The sequence below is a fragment of the Granulicella sp. L60 genome (assembly GCF_009765825.1).
GTDB lineage: Bacteria > Acidobacteriota > Terriglobia > Terriglobales > Acidobacteriaceae > Edaphobacter.
The window spans coordinates 44,933-60,926 of record NZ_LMUR01000020.1; the positions used below are offsets into that span (position 1 = coordinate 44,933).

A 15,994-nucleotide genomic window follows, 5' to 3' on the forward strand; every position below is an offset into this window, starting at 1 on the left:
TCTTTCTCCGAAAGCCAATGGCTCAGAGTTAGTTAGACTTTTCACTCCTGGGGTGCGCTGACATTCGTAGTTCTCCCCCAATTTCTCTCGACATTGCTTGACGTTGCAGTCTAGCCGGAGATACCATGATGAAGATGGTCAGCCTACCAAACCCGCCGAAGAAATCGGCCACTCAGAAGTGGGGCGTAATGTCTTCGTATCTGATTGAAATTGAAGATAGTTTACGGGATTCCTCAGCCTCATCAATGACTGTTTGGATTCGCAGCTTTGCCAGACAGACAGGCATGCAGCCATCTACTCTCTGGCGCCTTCTGACGGCGGGGAAGTATTACCGTGAGCTGCGGCAGGAGTTCGAACAGGTTGGCGTGTTGCTACCGGACCTGGGAGATCCAGCCATAGCGGCTTCACCGGAATCTCTGGAGATCCTGAACAAACTTGCCCGTGTTCTGCCGCCTGACCTCAAGCAGATTCAACGTGGCACGCTCGAAGGGAAGATCTCCCGTAGGGAACTGCGCGATCTTTGGATTACATACCGGCCGGTCCTCGAAGGAAAGAACGCTCGAGGCTGGCCCGCACAGAAGCCACGGTTCAACTCCCACAATCCAGATATGCAACTGGCGCATAAGAAAGCTCAGGCGCTGAACGCGATCCGGGAAGGCGGCCCTTTCTGGTTGGGATACTCCGAAAGCTACATCTATAAGGTTTTTCCCGTCGACGAAGTTAGGGAATTTGAGCATCTGTTTAACAGTTCAGAGAATCCGAAACCGGACGCGATTGTGCTCCATTCCGCAAGCGTGGAAGCTCGTCTGGAGGTCTGCTCTTTGATCGTTGCTAACGATTTGGGAACTCTTGCGATTTCTCGGGAAGTGCCCCAATTGGACGGGGTGTGGGTAGTCATCACCGCAGAACAGAGAAAGTCAGGTCTTTCGGAACCGTACCTCGATTGCGGATTTCTTCTCTTAGAAAACGGTTCGGTAAGTAGGTTGCGCAGCCCTACACGGTCGCGTTTCAATGATTTTGCGAGAGAGGAGGACGTCTACAAGACGCTGTTGAAGATCGCCCTTCGCCCGGACTAGTTTGTTCAGTATTTTTGCCGTCTAGCTGGTACTACCTATGAGATGAGACTTGAGGAGAAATGCGCATGACTTGTTGGTATGGTACGAGCCCAAAAATCGTTGTCATGCACTTAGGGTGTTGTCATGGTAATTCGCCTCACCGGGCGGAAAGCACGAGCAATCCGGGTCTCTGTGTTCGCAGCGAATATTCACCTAACATGCTGATAATCAGCAGCTTGCAGCATAAGAGACGCAGAATCAAGCACTTCACTGCGCAGTTGGTACATGGAAAACCTATATCGCCAATCGAATATTAACTCTTTTGTTTTCAATACGCGAGGCATAGTTGTCTTGCTGTTGTCATGTCATTCAGCAACCTGGAGCCTCAATGAAGATCGAGCATAAACAAATGGCTGTCGCCCTCCTCGTGAGGGTAAAAATCGAGAAGTGGAGGCGCATTCCGGTCATTTACGGGCGGACGGGCCGGGTCATTCCCGGCCGTGTGATCTGGCTCGGAAAAGAGCTGAATTTTGAGAATGTATCTTACGAGATCCGCTATTACAAGAACGGGCGGGCTTGCTATGTCCCCGCCGGTAAGAGTGCCTCGGACGCGGAAGAAAAGCGGCGAACGCTGCAAGCCCAGCTAAGTGCCAAGGCGATTGCGGCAGCAGCCGGAGTCGCCGTCACAGAAATGGCCGGCCGGAAAACTTTAAAGACATGGGCTGCAGAATATGACGACAAAAAGTCCGTTCTCATCGGCGATGCACAAATCCGAAAAGAACGGTACGCTAGAGCCCGTTTCTTTGATGTCGTCGGGAAGACGTACATCGATGAGCTTACTGAAATTGATACTCTTGCCTTTCTTCGCCACCTTTACAGCTATCCCGTCTACTGGATCGCTCGGAAGTTCCCGAGTAAACGCGTCCAAGCCGGTCAGAATCGTCGTCGGCTACCTACGCAGCACAGATGCCTTTCCAAACGAACAGTCTTCCAATATTTCATGATTGTTCGAGCGTGGCTTCTCGAAGGGGGCGCTGATCGGAAGATTTTTCCGCCGCCACCGAAGTTTGAAGAAAAGGAAGTGACAATCTACACCCCGGAAGAGATCGAGACTTTCTTCTCCTTGGCAACCGGAAATCTACGAATGGCGGTAAGTCTGATGTTGAAGTGCGGCATGCGCCGGCAAGAGGCTGCTCATGCCTGTTTTAAGGACATCGACTACGTTCAGAAAACGATCCTTATTCGTGAAAAACCTGAATATGGCTTCCAAACAAAAACCCGCAAACAAAGGCGTGTTCCAGTTCCAGACGACCTAATAGCGGATTTACGCCATTGGGAAAAGAATCATCCTGGACAGATGCTAATCATCCAAACACCGAAAGGTAAACCTGACCGGCGCATGATTCGGGAGTTGAAGCGGTTTGTGTATCTGCATGGCCTTCGGTGCGGACTTTGCGGCCATTGCCAATTAGGGAATCCCAATTGTGAAGAGTGGGAATTTCACAAATATCGCAGAACATATATTACCGCAATCTGCCGTCACGTTGATCTTCGAACTGCTCAAGAGTATGCAGGGCACGCGCGAATCACCTCAACAGAACGGTACCTGAAAGCCGCGAGTGCGATTGAGGGGCAGAAGCGAGTGTCGGCGATCGATTGGGCCAAGTCGTTTTACGAGCCGCCTGCGACCAAGTGAGATGCCTGGGTGTTTGACCGCGTCCAGAGAAGTGTATCTATCTCTTCTCCGGGGCGGTCGACAACACCATACAAGAACAGACCAACGAGGTCATAGCCAACGAGGAGGAGAGCTTGACGGTCCGACAAAACACAAAGATGCGTAAGCAAATCGGACGTATGCAGCCTGCTGCAACGGACGATATTCGCGAGATCATCTCGCGTTGCGAAAATAACCCGGAGTTGCAGGTGCTCGGGAATATGGTTCGCACTATCGCAAACACAGGTTTGCGTAACAAAGAATTCGAGTCGCTCAAGAAATCAGACATTGATCCCACTGGTATCTGGTTGCACGTTGGCCGCCAGCGTACGGTTGCAAGTCCCGAACGGTTGCTACCGATTCGTCCTCGGACGTATGACGCTCTCGTATCACTCCACCATTTAAACCCTGAGTCGGAATTCGTATTGGGAGATAGTCCGCGGACTCGGTTCGATTACATGATTCGCAAGCTGAAGATTGTAGCCCCGCAGTTGGCACGTACAAGACTATGGTCCTACTCGATACGCCTCAATTTCGAGTGCCGGCTTGTCTTGGCGGGAATTCCGATGGGCACTGTGAAGTATGTCCTTGGCCGCGAATCTCTTCGTTCCTCGCTCATCGATCTGGCTCTGACACATGAGCAAAAAATGCAGGTCGTCCGGCGGTCGCTGGAACGCTTCCTGGCGGAGCTGTAGGCAGACCCGTTCCTGTCTATCCCTCTTGGATACAAATCAAAGCAATTCTTCGAACATGGACTAACCGTTCAGGTCAGCAATGAAGTATGCGCGCCAAAACTTGATGTCGCCGGAGGAACTCGCAAATGAGTATGGCATCAGCGCGCAACGACTAGCAGATCTGCGATCCCAAGGTAAGGGTCCTCCGTATTTCAAATTCGGCGGAGTTTGGTACCCCAAGGTCGGATTCGACCGTTGGGCTGAAGAAAATATGAAGGGAAGTGAAAATGGCGCTCAGGAAGAGAAACGGCTATTGGCATTACCGGTTCAAGTACAAGCGGCAAGAATACACCAGCAACACCGATTTGGCCGCCACATCACAAAACAAGAAAGACGCGCAAGTAATCGAAGCAGCAGCTTTGCAGGCGCTGAAGTCGGGAAAGACTCCAGCATCTCAGATGGAGACGATTACCTTCCGTGATGCAGTGGCAAGGTTCTTGCCATCGGCAGAAGTGCGCTACCGCTCGAAGCCCAATTCGTATAAGAGGATCAAAACGAGCCTTTCCAGCGCACTAATGTTCTTTGACAAATTGCCAGTGAATGCGATCGATGCAGCAAGAGTTGATGAGTACAAGACGTGGCGAGCAACAGAGCATGAAGTAAAGGACGTTACCATCCGTCACGATCTTCACGCATTGAGCAAGTTTTTCCAACATGCAATCCGCCATCGCTGGGCATCGATCAATCTGACTCGTGAGGTTGAAATTCCTTCCGATGCGGATGCGCAGCGCATGTATGTTCTCTCGATTGAGGAGGAAGAGGAGTATTTCCGTCGCGCGAAGCGTCTTCCCGACTTGCATGATGTCGCGTTACTGATTGTCAACCAAGGGCTTCGCCCCGAAGAGGCCATTTCTCTTAGGAAGGAGGATATTGATCTCGACAAAGGCACCATATTTGTTAGCAATGGGAAAACGAAAGCTGCAAGGCGGCACTTGGACATGACGACGGAATCGCTCGAAATTCTGAAGGTACGTATGTCTCGCGCGGCGCCTTGGATTTTTCCATCTAGCCGCAACGCCGGGTCGCATATTGGGCGAGTAAATTCCGCCCACGACCGCATTGTCGCTCACGCGGCGAACGAAGGAGTGGAGATCTGCTTCGTACCATATGATCTCCGTCATACCTTTGCAACGCGTGTGGCCCAGGCCGGAATTGATATAGCCACCTTGGCCGCTCTCCTCGGGCACGGCTCGCTGCGCTGTGTTCACAAATATGTGCATCCGACTGCTGACCACAAGAAAAGTGCAATGCAGATTTTCGAGCGCAAGGTTAAGGAAGCTAGACGCAATGCCAAGCTGAAGTCCATGCGGGCTGCCTAGCATAGAGTCACTTTCACTTATCCCTGCCTACTGCTCTGTTCTCTCATTCCACAAAAAAGTTAGTCGCATTGCGTGAGGGATCATATGGATCCGTTTGTGGTGTCGTCTGCCTGAACTATTTTCAAGAAAGGACTATGAAAAGAAGTAATGAATCGTCTGGAACACTACCCTAGGTGATCGTTACGATGTTGTCGTTATGCGCACGGCGCTGTATCAAGGCAAGATAAGATCCTTCACCGCCAATTTGTGGGGTTGATGTATGGCGCGGTATTGGGCTCTGATCTCGCCGATATTGCCGCCTGGATGCAGATTGCAATCAAATCTGTTGACTACGAGAAGGGTTTGGTCGACGTACTCAGATTCCCCGCGCATCAAAAGTCGGTGTGCGGGGATCAGCCAAATCGTAATGTAATGTTTTGCAGGCGCTCTATAATTAGCGGTACTCTTTCAACAGCGAGAACAAAGCCCGGGAGCACATCGAGGAAGCGCGGTCCGGCAAGTAGCTGCTTTGCAGTTTCGGCCAAGTACTTCTGAAGCGCGATGGGAGAGTCTGCAATTTCTTTCAGCAGAGAGTCGCGGCCTTCGATGATCGCGACGAAGTCTTCTAGATCATGGCTGGCGGCAAAGTCCATTTTTCCTCGATCGCGAAAATCCTCCATCTTCGTTCCGAGAAAGTAGGGGGCCGTTATTACCCGGATTGATGCCCTTGAAGGCGTAGCATATGCGCGTGCATGTTTCATAGCGCCTTCATACCAGGCGTTAGTGAAACCCAGAGCCTCTCCTCGCCCGTCTCCTGCCCGGGAAGTAGCCCTTAGGTAGGAAGTCATTCAGCGCTCGAGAGTGACGCTCAACCCTTGCAGATTTGATACCTGTCCGGAGTTAGCCAATGAAACTTCACAGACCCTACGCCCTTCACGTTGTAATACTCTTTTGCTTCATCTGCATGCTTCACGAGCAGGATGCCGTGTCGCACACCGTGCAGGATACATCACCGCATGCGAGGCGAATGATTAATGTTGAAAACGACGTCGCGCTGGAGGTTCTTGACTGGGGAGGGACCGGCCGGCCGCTCGTTCTGTTAGCGGGGAATGGTTTCACGGCTCACGTGTTCGACCAGTTTGCGCCTACGCTAATTGCGAAGTATCACGTTTATGCAATTACTCGCCGCAGATAAATCAGGCGGGTCCGCTCACCAGGACGATGCTCCTCCAGAATCCCGGACGCGATAACGAAAACCCCAGAGGACGCGCCGTGGTCGTGAAAGCCGGTGGATTGCCCCGGCAGACAACTGATCACCCATATGTCATGATCCGGGCCGTGATACAGCCGCTCATACCAGCGCTGTTCGGGACGCAGCCGTACTTTGTCCATCCATCCCTCGGACGACGCGAAGCGCGAGACGATGTTGGCGAGCTCTTCAGGTGTATTCAAGCCCACTTCGGTCAGGCCGTCCGCTGTTATCCGCGTGCCGGCGGCCTCGTGCGCAAGCGCTTCATATGTTGCGAGTTGCATTCGATCTCCATAGCTGTATTGTCGCTAACCAACTCGGCACGGATGCCGAGTTGCCGACGGACATTGCGGCAAACGATAGAGCAATTGGATGAGCTTTGGAGAAGGCGTTTCAGGAATGCCTGAGCGTGTCGCGGCTCACCCAAGGAAGGGCTGGTCGCAGCGATAACAGAGATGCAGGGAAAACGTCATATTTTGACGCTAACATGGCCTGAAGAATCGGGTCAATGATCAAGGTTTGATCTGATGGACCGTCAAGACCTCAGACCAGGAACAAAGGCTTATGTTATCGGCCTTTACTCCAAGCTCCTGAAGTCGCGCCCTCTTATAGCGTCCATCGTTTTCGGAGCGACAAGCCGCTTGCCATCGGGCTGAAGCGATCCCTGGTATCGCGAGTAAGGCGCGGAAGTAGGCTTCATCCACCTCGGCAAGGGAGTGTCCAAGGATGCATATTTCTTCGACGCCCACAAGCCGTTCCCAAAATGGACGATGCTCTTCAATCAAGCGAGCGGAAGGCTTGAAGGTTTTCGAGAAATATCCATCTAGGATGCTATTCGCTTCCATCAGCCGCGTGTCGATCTCAGCGATGTCATGACGATCATTCAGCGATCGTCTCTCTTGCGGATTCCATGCGTGTCCCAAAACAAGATCGGTGCCTGGAAGGCCGGCTCTGCCATGAATGTGGAGGATATTCCGTTCCGGAACGTCGTACGGCTTCTGTAGCATCGTGGTGTAGTTGAAGGTCAAGAAAATAGCACTTGGATCGATCGTTCGCAGGCGCTTGCGCGCCGTCGTGGGCGTCGGAATCCGCAGCCTACGTATCCACGACTCAAATTGCGACTTGAGTTCCGTCGATAAGGATTCAACAAGGCGCTGAACCTCATACTGGAAATCATGATGGCCTGAATCGCTCCAATCTTCGGCTCCATACGATGGCATGAAATGTTCGAGATCGGTAACGATGTTGTCTACAACGATCTTTGCCAACGCGAGTTCTAAATCTGCCCAGTCATCTCTCGCCGGCAGATAGTTCTCTATGGCTCTAAATAACACTAGGTCATGTCGCTGCACAAATTTTCTGAAGTGCTCGTAGCCAGAGGGTATCCCGTGATGGCGATCAAACCCATTGCCAATGATGTAGAGCTTGCGATTTCCCATAGAGGCACTAAGCATTTGAGTGCGGGGTTGCCGCGCTTCGGCGCATCCATAAGAGCAGTCCAAGGTTTATCGCAGCAAATGCCAAAGGCCCGTAGGCGCGGCCGGGATCATTGAGGCGAAACCCAATGATGACGTCGAACAACTGCACCAGGGTCATCGCTACAGCAAGCGTCGCCACACCGGGGCGTGAGCGCAGGACCATCGCGTAGATCACAGCCAGCGGAAGAGCGATGCTACGCGAAGCCGCATAAAGTGCAAATTCATGGCCTCCGACCATGCGGAGCGACACCAGCGAGAAACTCGCACTCACGATCGCGCTGAAAAGTGTGAATCCGGCACATGTCCAATATGTTCGCCCGAGAACTTCGCCTGGTTTCATAAACCGATTCTAACTTCAGGGTTCGACGAAGCTGACTGAAACCCTGATGCTACATGATCGACGTAACATAGACATGGGAGTCAAGCACTGATGTCTACAGTAGAATCCGCAACGCCCCGCAGACACGCATACACCGATCCGAGCGCACCTCAACTTCCAGAGCCCAGCTATGCCGAGCGAGTGCGCACCCTGACTTCCCTTGGCACTCTGGCGACGCTATCGACAGTATCCAGAAAACAACCGGGATATCCATTCGGGTCTTTGATGACTTATGCCATCGACGAGAGAGGTCGGCCAATCTTTCTGACAAGTAACATGGCGATGCACACTCAAAACCTTCAGGTAGATCCGCGCGCGAGTCTGTTTGTTGGTCAATCGGGAGACGGCGATCCTCTCGGTACTGCAAGAGCAACCTTGGTTGGCGATGTCCTGCCCATACCTGAGGAAGACAACACAGAAGCTCGCGAGCTCTATCTTGCGAGACATGAGAACAGCCGCTCTTGGGTCGGCTTCAAAGACTTCGGCTTCTATCGCCTGGAACCTCTCGACATCTACTACGTTGGAGGCTTCGGCGTCATGGGGTGGGTGAGCGCAGACGACTATCGGACCGCGAAGGTCGATCCTTTGGCGGAGGCTGCACCAAGGATTCTGGGCCACATGAACGCGGACCACGTTCCCGCGATGATTCTGCTGGCCAGGGTGCATTCCAACCTCGAAGCGAGCGAAGCTGCGATGACATCGGTCGATCGTCTAGGGTTTCATCTGCGACTGAAGACGGCGGAGGGAATGAAAGGAACACGCATCAACTTCCTCCGTGAAGTGCAAAGCGCCGACGAGACTCGCAAGGTACTGGTGGAGATGGTCCGGGCGGCAGAATCCAAACCGGCGTAGATCAGTCCTACGGGTATTCCGCATTTCCGTCAGCCGTGAGCGAGGATTGAACGGTTGTCATGATCAATGAGCAGACGCTGGCTTTCACCCCTTATGCAAGGAAACGTTATGAAGCCTCGAGGACGGCAGTCAGTGCCACGGCAAGCGAAAGATTGGCGAGCTGAGATCGAACGCAGGATTGTCAAACCTGTCGAAACCGTCGTGCAAAACTTGAACCGACGATACGCTCAGCAGAGTTAGACCTTTAGAATCGGACGATTTTCATCGTTCAGTCCCAAAAACTAACGTCCGAGGCGTGGAAAAAAGTCAATGATGCCGCCAAGAAGCACATCAACTCGATCCTCAATAGTGAATCTGCCGTCAAGGTGAGTATCCGAAAGCCTGCAACAGTTGGATATACCTTTCATAGTCCTGCCGCTGAAGTGTGGCAGCTCCCCAATCCCTTCAAAAACATCGCGGAGTTCACTCTCGATCTATCAGCGATCGAATCTCTTGCTGGCGCGTATAGCTACCCGAGTACAGGAAAGCGGTGATGAAGCGTTTCGATCGCAAGGTGGGGAAGCGAAGCAGCGGACGCGTCGCCTTCCCAGCGGTAACGACCCGGCTCTTTCTTCCTAAACATCTCCTGCGATGGCCTCCCCGTCCAACTGAAAAACGAGCCCTTGGGTGCTCGGGTTCAGCCCCAGCGTACTGGCGTTTTTAGCTGTCTCAAAGGGGGCGGATCTCCGTCCGCTTTTGGTCCGCCCCCCAGCGCGAAAGAAGACGAAAATTGCAGAAAAGGCACGAATATTCGCTAAGAAGGCACACCTGTGAAGGTGTGCCCAAATCAGCCTAATCTGCTGGTTTTATTGACATTATTAGGGAAATTTTGGAGGCGCGGGTCGGGATCGAACCGACGCATAAAGGTTTTGCAGACCTCTCCCTTACCACTTGGGTACCGCGCCCCGGGTCGGCCATAACTTCCGCCCTGCTGGGTTGTAGGAGAAGTGTATCGCAGGCTGGACTTTATTTGGAGCGGGAGACCGGGGTCGAACCGGCGACATCTTCCTTGGCAAGGAAGCACTCTACCACTGAGCTACTCCCGCTCGTACAAGTTCAAGTATAGCGGCCATGTTCCCTGAGGTCAACGCGTTAACCGACGTTGCTGTGGAATGTTGTGACAATCGCTCTGAACGGAAGGCGGAAAACCTGCATCAGAACTGTTGACGGGATCGTAGTTAGAAGGGCTATCGGGGTAGGCGAATGAAAGCAGATCCTTTATCAGAGGAGGGGCAGATGCAACACTGGCAGGCTCTGCTGGACTCCGCAGGCGAGGGAATATGCGGGTTGGACCGGGAGGGAAACTGTACCTTTGCCAATCGTAGTGCAATGGATATGTTTGGTTTCTCCTTCGATGAGTTTGTAGGGGAGAATATGCACGACCTCGTACATCATCATTACTCGGATGGACGGCCGTTTCCCGACTCCGAGTGTCCGATCTATGACGTAGTGAGAAAGAATAAGCCGCTACACCGCACGACGGACACGATGTTTCGGAAAGATGGGCGTCCGTTTATCGCGGAGCTGTCGGCGCATCCCGTAATAGCTGAAGGGCGCGTGGAGGGAGTTGTGATCACCTTTCGCGAACTGCCTGAGCTTGAGGAGGAGCGGGAGGAGATGCGCCGAGCGTATGAGCAGGCCGCGGCAGAGCTGGATGCGGTGATAGAGAGTATGCCGCAGGGCGTTTATGTAGCCGCCGGCGGAGCCGAAGTGCGAACAAATGAAGCAGCGAGGGCGATGAATGGGGATAGGTTTCCGCTGGAGTTGAAGACGCTTGAGCGGGCGTTTGCAGGGGAGTCATCGACTGAGACGGCGCATACGTCTTTTGGATGGGTTCAGAGCACAGGCACGCCGATTGTTCTTAAGGGGCGGGTGGTTGGTGGTGTTGCGGTAAATATGGATGTGACGCAGGCACGGCGGCAGGACGATGCGTTGCGGAAGTCTGAGAAGCTGGCGGCGGTGGGCCAGTTGGCGTCGTCGATTGCGCATGAGATCAACAATCCGCTTGAGTCGATCACAAATCTGCTGTATCTGATTCGTCAGTCTCATGAGATGCAGGATGTGCAACAGTATGCGGCACTGGCGCAGCAGGAGCTTGCGCGGGTGACCGAGATTACGCTGCAGACACTGCGGTTCCATAGGCAGCACAGCAAACCGACGAAGGTGGATCTGGCGGAGTTAGTGCGTACCGTGATGTATCTGTATACGGGGCGGACCATGGTGAGATCCATCGAGATGGACTTGAAGCTGACTGAGACGCCGCTGGTTTTGTGTCTGGAAGGGGAGATTCGCCAGGTGATGAACAATCTGGTGAGGAACGCTTTGGATGCGATGGGTAAAGGGGGGCGCTTGTTGGTGCGGCTGCATCCTGAAGCAGATAGGCGTACAGGCGAGGCGGGTGTGCGCCTGACGGTTGCGGATACTGGCGAGGGGATCCATACGGAGATCGCGGCTCGTCTCTTCGAACCGTTCCAGACGACGAAGGAGCATACGGGGACTGGTCTTGGCCTTTGGGTGAGTAAGGGAATTGTGGAGAAACATGGTGGGCGTATTCAGGTAAGGACGCGCCGGGGAGTCGGGCATGGCACCGTGTTTACGGTGTGGCTACCGGTAGATGGCAGTCCTAACTTGGAGGCTCCGGCAGGTTGATGGCGATACGGGGTCCGGCGGAGAGGTTGGAGCGACGTCGTGTGATGTGCGGGGTGACGAGGAGGATGAGCTCACTCGAATCTACAGTGGCGTCTTTGTCGGCGACAGCGGTTTGAAATCCCGGCAGTTCGCCTAGGCCAGCGAGTCCACCTATGCTGGCGGCTTGTGATTTGCTTACGCTGCTAGCCATCAACGCGGTCTCTCCGTCATCGAGGGTTACATCCGAGGTGAACTGCTGGCTGTTGAGAATAGGGATGCCCGATATGGAGCCGCCGGTCAGGGCTTCGATCTTGAGGTCGATGTGAAGTCTGATGGCGCCTGACTTCTGTACGCTCGGGGTGGCCTTCAATGTCAGGCCGAGATCTTCATACTGGATCTCGGGAATGGTGGCGGCACTGCCGGCGGCGGAGTTCAGCAGACTGGAGGCGCTCACGCCATTGATCGATACCCCGGCGAGAGAGGAGGCGCTGCCGGTCAGGCCACTGGAGTAGGTGGCGGTGGTGATCGGGTATTTGTCGCCGACGCGGAAGGTGGCGGACTGGCGATCGGCTACGCGAAGTTGAATATCGTCGAGCGCGCGGGTCTCGCTGGCGGTGAGCGAGAGATTGAAGGTTGGATTTTGATTGATGGTCACGCCGGTTGTCGTTATGCCGCCTCCAAAGAAGCCAAGAGTACTTGAAAGGAGCGCGCTTTGGACAAGGCCGGAGGCGATGAGGGCAAGGGCGATGGCGAGGCTGCTCGCGTTCGCTGGAATGAGACCTTGCGCGATCGCCTGATTAACGATGCTTTGATTGGCTGTAACAAGATTCTGGGCTGAGGAGGCGACGTTGTAGATTCCAACCTGTGTGGGAACCTGCGCACCGATGTTTCGCTCGTTGCTTTTATCGATGGAGTACAGCTTCAACTCGATCATCACCTCGCTGCCTCCGTCGATCAGGTCGGCGAGGGTGAGGTTGATGTAGGTGAGGGTCTCCTGGGGGGCGCGAAGGACCAGATTGCCGGAGATTTTGTCCACGGTGATCTGTTTGACGTCGAAGACATTGCGCACCACATTCCCGAGCTCGTCCATCTGCTCGTTGGTCATGCCGGGGATGTAGATGGTTTCCTGCAACATGCGCTCGAACCGTTCGCGGTTCTCCGGCGTGTCCTTAGAGATGATCACACTGGAGGAGTCGAGCGGGACGGCGAAGAGATGCGCCATATTGAGAAGGACGGGTACGGCCTCGGTGTAGGGAGAGTTGTCCAGATCGAAACGAAGACTCTCATGCTCCACGGAGTCGTCAAAGACGGCGCGGACGCCGTAGCCGGAGAGCACCTGGCGGATGACGTCCTGCTCGCTGGCGTGGAGATGGAAGCTTTGAGGGTCGGACTTCGGCAGAAGGGTAATCGGACCGGCAGGGGCTGGGCTGTCGCGAATCCAGGGTTCAATCTCGGGGTGGAATATTGCAGGATGCGTGCCCTGATCCAGATGCTCTGTAACGATATCGTTCTGCGGATCGAGAAGGCTGGCTTCGGCAAGGAGTGTGTTGGCCTTCTCCTTTTGGCCAAGCAGGCGAGCCTTACCGGCCTGTTGCACGAGTGCGGTGATCCGGCGCTCATGGATGACGGCAAGCGCCAGGGCGTAATCGCGGTTGGATGGGTTGAGCTTGATGGCTTTGCTGAATTGGATCTCGGCTGCGGCGAGGTCGTTGCGCCCGACTAGACGCGCTCCATCCAGATAGGCGTCCTCCGCGGCCTGGGCCTGGTGTTTCGAGGGACTGCCGGAGGAGTTGTCCGGGATCTTGTCTGGGGTCTTGTCCTTCGCGGTTGGCGGCGGTGCGATAGCAGTCGTTTGAGGCAGTGGGGGAGTCGGGGACTGCGCCAGCGTGGTGAATGTGAGGCTGCAGATGACGAGCGCAGCAGTGCATCCTGTGATGCTGAATGCACGAGGCTGGAAGACAGATCTCATCGACTGCTAATTAGACGTCGCCAGAGGCTAACGGGCGCTGGCGATGCTTTGAATGTGAGGACGTTCGCTTCTGGGGGGACGACGCATTCCGTTGCGAATCTGCGCGGTGTCCATATCGAGCTCGGCCAGGGTGCGGCTGAGGGTGTTGCGGTGCATGCCAAGTTCTTCGGCGGCTTTACACTGGTTCCCCTTGTGATGTGCGAGGACTTCCAGGATGTAGCGCTTCTTGAATTGGCGAACGGCCTCCGTGTAGGAGACGCCGGCGCTGTGCATCTGCGTAATCAAGCCATCCAATTCGCGCTTCAAAGTTAGTCCTCGCTGGCGGTCACGTTCCGGACCCGCTCTCTCATTGTGCCTCTACCGGAGCGGTTTGATCCAATTGGGCGCGTTGTGCTTGAGGTGTGCGGCGCCGTCCAGAATCTGCTGCTGAAGGTCGTGAGGTACAACGAAGGATACCGCATGAGCCCCCGCAAGGAAATAGGGAGTTAGCTTAGAATTTTTGGTCCAGGCAGAATTCGGCAGAAACGCGGCGAAGGCCATTAGAATGGCGACCCCAAGCAGGCAACCGCGGACAAAGCCGAAGAAGGCGCCCAGGATGCGGTCGAAGAAACCGAGGCCGATGGCGTGAGCGGTTCGGTTGAACAGCCTGCCCAGGATGGCGCTGAGCAGCATGACGGCGACGACGATGATCAGAAAGGCAACGATATCCGCGATCGCCGGCGTGGTGATGAGGCGCTGGAAGAAGACGGCGAGGTGGTTGTAGTTCCAGCTCGCTATCAGAACTCCGGCGATGAGGCCGCCGAGAGAGAAGAGCTCCAGAATGATGCCGCGCATGAAGGCCACTACGATGGAGTAGGCCAGGATGGCGATTAAAAACCAATCGAAGAGGCTCATGCGATTCAGTCGAGGTCGGCGCGGCCGGTGATGAGGCGGAAGGCCTCGAGATACTTTTCACGGGTGCGGGAGACGACCTCGTCCGGGAGCGCGGGTGCGGGTGCCTGCTTGTTCCAGTGAATGGCTTCGAGGTAGTCGCGGACGTATTGTTTGTCGAAAGAGGGTTGCGGGCCGCCGGGGTTGTAGGTGTCCGCGGGCCAGTAACGGGAGGAGTCGGGAGTGAGCACCTCGTCGGCGAGGATGATCTGGCTGTCGCCGTTTTCGTTCTGGATGAGGCCGAACTCGAACTTTGTGTCGGCGAGAATAAGGCCCTTGCTGGCCGCGTGCTTCGTGGCTGCGGTGTAGATGTTGAGCGTGAGGTCGCGGAGCGCGTCGGCGTGGGCTGCGCCTATGGTCTGCTCCACGGTTGCGTAGGAGATGTTTTCGTCGTGGCCGCCGGTGTTGATCTTGGCGGCGGGGGTGAAGATGGGTTCGGGCAGGGGATCCGATTCGCGGAGGCCGGCAGGGAGCTTGATGCCGCAGATGGAGCCGGTCTGCTGGTAGTCCTTCCATCCTGAGCCGGAGAGATAGCCGCGGACGACGCACTCCACGGGAAACATCTGGGCACGTTTCACGAGCATGCTGCGGCCTTCCAGTTGAGCTTGGTACGGCTGCAACTCGGCGGGGAACTCGGCGACCTTAGGGGTGATGAGATGGTTAGGAACGATGGGCCGGAGCAGGTCGAACCAGAAGAGCGAGAGCTGGGTGAGTATCTTTCCCTTGTCGGGAATCCCACTGCCGAGGACGTGGTCGAAGGCGGAGATGCGGTCGCTGGCGACGAAGAGGAGGCGATCGTCGGGGAGCGCATAGATGTCGCGGACCTTGCCGCGGGCGGTGAGGGGAAGGTCGCCAAGTTCGGTTTGAATGAGGGCTGTTTGCATCACGTTGAAGGTACCACCTCTTTGGATGAGATCAATTGGAGTTAGCGAAGCTGCAGGAGTTTGTCTTCTGCGCCGACGGGCTGGGTGGGCCAGTGCGGACAGCGGGCGATGACGGTTCGAGGACGCGGGCCCAGCAGGGCGGAGGCTGCGTATGCGTTGCACTCCTGCGTGTTGAAGGGTTGGCTTTGGACCCTGCGGCTGAGGAAGGGAGCGAAGGGTGGACGGTAGAGGACATCGAGGTCGACGCCTGAGTTGCCTTCGCCGTTGTTACTCCACTGCGCCACCTTGTAGTACAGATTGTTGCCGATGGGGATTGCCGGAATGATGCCTGGCTGAAAGATCATGGTGAGGGGGAGCAGGACGCTGGTTGTAAATAAAGGAGCGAGGAGAACGGCCGCGCTCAACGAGGTGAGCCAGCGGGGCGAGATGCGGGAGAAGAGCATGACCAGAAGCACGTAGCCGGCGATGGCGAACCAGTTGATGATGACGTTCACGTAGGTTAACGAGGTGCCCCATCGCGTGACGACGAAAAAAACGTGGAGTGCAGCCATCGCGATTGCCCCACGAACGAGAAAGACTCTCAAGCGAGGAGTGAGGCGCGTCCAGAAGATCCGCAGAAGAAGCATCGCTGCCGTCAGCAGAACCAGGGCAGCAATTGTGATCGGAATGTGCATACATTGGTAGATTAGCCGTTTTCGCGGAAGAACGAATGGCTTTGAGGACTTTGGAACTACGACAGCAGGTCAGGGCGATTGTGAAAAAAAGCTGGAGCGAGTGAGAATCCG

Annotated in this window: 15 protein-coding genes, 2 tRNA genes and 1 pseudogene; 7 read left to right on the top strand and 11 right to left on the bottom strand. The window is 55.1% G+C overall.

Annotated elements, in window-relative coordinates; all coding sequences use genetic code 11:
* Positions 1-125 precede the first annotated feature (125 nt).
* The 5 genes and pseudogenes from GSQ82_RS18685 (at position 126) to GSQ82_RS18705 (ending at position 4,822) form a co-directional block, all read left to right on the top strand.
* Positions 126-1,076, top strand: a complete 951-nt coding sequence (locus GSQ82_RS18685; protein WP_158793824.1) for a hypothetical protein — start codon at positions 126-128, stop codon at positions 1,074-1,076.
* Positions 1,077-1,443: 367 nt separating this feature from the next.
* Entirely contained in the window at positions 1,444-2,751 is a 1,308-nt protein-coding gene (locus tag GSQ82_RS18690) for a site-specific integrase (RefSeq protein WP_158793825.1), read from the top strand.
* A gap of 113 nt (positions 2,752-2,864) precedes the next feature.
* Positions 2,865-3,464 (top strand): hypothetical protein, encoded by a 600-nt coding sequence (locus tag GSQ82_RS18695; protein ID WP_158793826.1) that lies wholly within the window; start codon positions 2,865-2,867, stop codon positions 3,462-3,464.
* Positions 3,465-3,567: 103 nt separating this feature from the next.
* A pseudogene (locus tag GSQ82_RS25820) lies at positions 3,568-3,702 on the top strand (helix-turn-helix domain-containing protein); the annotation flags it as partial.
* A 28-nt stretch (positions 3,703-3,730) separates the two neighbouring features.
* Positions 3,731-4,822 (top strand): site-specific integrase, encoded by a 1,092-nt coding sequence (locus GSQ82_RS18705; RefSeq protein WP_254061771.1) that lies wholly within the window; start codon positions 3,731-3,733, stop codon positions 4,820-4,822.
* Between the two features lie 392 nt (positions 4,823-5,214).
* Here GSQ82_RS18705 and GSQ82_RS18710 read toward each other — a convergent pair whose 3' ends face one another.
* The 4 genes from GSQ82_RS18710 to GSQ82_RS18725 form a co-directional block, all read right to left on the bottom strand.
* The gene (locus GSQ82_RS18710) at positions 5,215-5,562 is read right to left on the bottom strand and encodes a hypothetical protein (RefSeq protein ID WP_158793829.1); all 348 of its coding nucleotides are present in this window, start codon (positions 5,560-5,562) and stop codon (positions 5,215-5,217) included.
* Positions 5,563-5,971: 409 nt separating this feature from the next.
* Entirely contained in the window at positions 5,972-6,334 is a 363-nt protein-coding gene (locus GSQ82_RS18715; protein WP_254061772.1) for a hypothetical protein, read from the bottom strand.
* A 228-nt stretch (positions 6,335-6,562) separates the two neighbouring features.
* Positions 6,563-7,489: a bacteriophage abortive infection AbiH family protein gene (locus GSQ82_RS18720; RefSeq protein WP_158793830.1), complete on the bottom strand. Its 927-nt coding sequence runs from the start codon at positions 7,487-7,489 to the stop codon at positions 6,563-6,565.
* Positions 7,490-7,496: 7 nt separating this feature from the next.
* Positions 7,497-7,799, bottom strand: a complete 303-nt coding sequence (locus GSQ82_RS18725; protein WP_158793831.1) for a hypothetical protein — start codon at positions 7,797-7,799, stop codon at positions 7,497-7,499.
* 159 nt (positions 7,800-7,958) lie between these two features.
* On the opposite strand from GSQ82_RS18725, the gene GSQ82_RS18730 reads away from it, so the two are divergent.
* Positions 7,959-8,759 (top strand): HugZ family protein, encoded by an 801-nt coding sequence (locus tag GSQ82_RS18730; RefSeq protein ID WP_158793832.1) that lies wholly within the window; start codon positions 7,959-7,961, stop codon positions 8,757-8,759.
* Between the two features lie 869 nt (positions 8,760-9,628).
* Here the strand turns inward: GSQ82_RS18730 and GSQ82_RS18735 are convergent.
* A tRNA-Cys gene (locus GSQ82_RS18735) sits at positions 9,629-9,703 on the bottom strand.
* A gap of 66 nt (positions 9,704-9,769) precedes the next feature.
* Positions 9,770-9,844 (bottom strand) — tRNA-Gly (locus tag GSQ82_RS18740).
* A 190-nt stretch (positions 9,845-10,034) separates the two neighbouring features.
* On the opposite strand from GSQ82_RS18740, the gene GSQ82_RS18745 reads away from it, so the two are divergent.
* Complete coding sequence (locus tag GSQ82_RS18745; protein WP_254061773.1) at positions 10,035-11,447, top strand: ATP-binding protein; 1,413 nt, start codon at positions 10,035-10,037, stop codon at positions 11,445-11,447.
* On the opposite strand, the gene GSQ82_RS18750 is transcribed toward GSQ82_RS18745, so the two are convergent.
* From GSQ82_RS18750 to GSQ82_RS18770, 5 genes are read right to left on the bottom strand one after another with little or no spacing between them, the layout of a single operon-like run.
* On the bottom strand, positions 11,422-13,395 hold the full coding sequence (locus GSQ82_RS18750; protein ID WP_158793834.1) for a hypothetical protein: 1,974 nt from the start codon (positions 13,393-13,395) through the stop codon (positions 11,422-11,424). The two genes, GSQ82_RS18745 and GSQ82_RS18750, sit on opposite strands and share 26 nt — an antisense overlap.
* 27 nt (positions 13,396-13,422) lie before the next feature.
* A complete protein-coding gene (locus GSQ82_RS18755) occupies positions 13,423-13,701 on the bottom strand; it encodes a helix-turn-helix domain-containing protein (protein WP_158793835.1) in 279 nt (92 codons plus the stop codon).
* Positions 13,702-13,752: 51 nt separating this feature from the next.
* Positions 13,753-14,289 (bottom strand): CvpA family protein, encoded by a 537-nt coding sequence (locus GSQ82_RS18760; RefSeq protein ID WP_158793836.1) that lies wholly within the window; start codon positions 14,287-14,289, stop codon positions 13,753-13,755.
* A gap of 5 nt (positions 14,290-14,294) precedes the next feature.
* Entirely contained in the window at positions 14,295-15,209 is a 915-nt protein-coding gene (locus GSQ82_RS18765; RefSeq protein ID WP_158793837.1) for a phosphoribosylaminoimidazolesuccinocarboxamide synthase, read from the bottom strand.
* Positions 15,210-15,250: 41 nt separating this feature from the next.
* A complete protein-coding gene (locus GSQ82_RS18770; RefSeq protein WP_158793838.1) occupies positions 15,251-15,883 on the bottom strand; it encodes a hypothetical protein in 633 nt (210 codons plus the stop codon).
* Positions 15,884-15,994 lie beyond the last annotated feature (111 nt).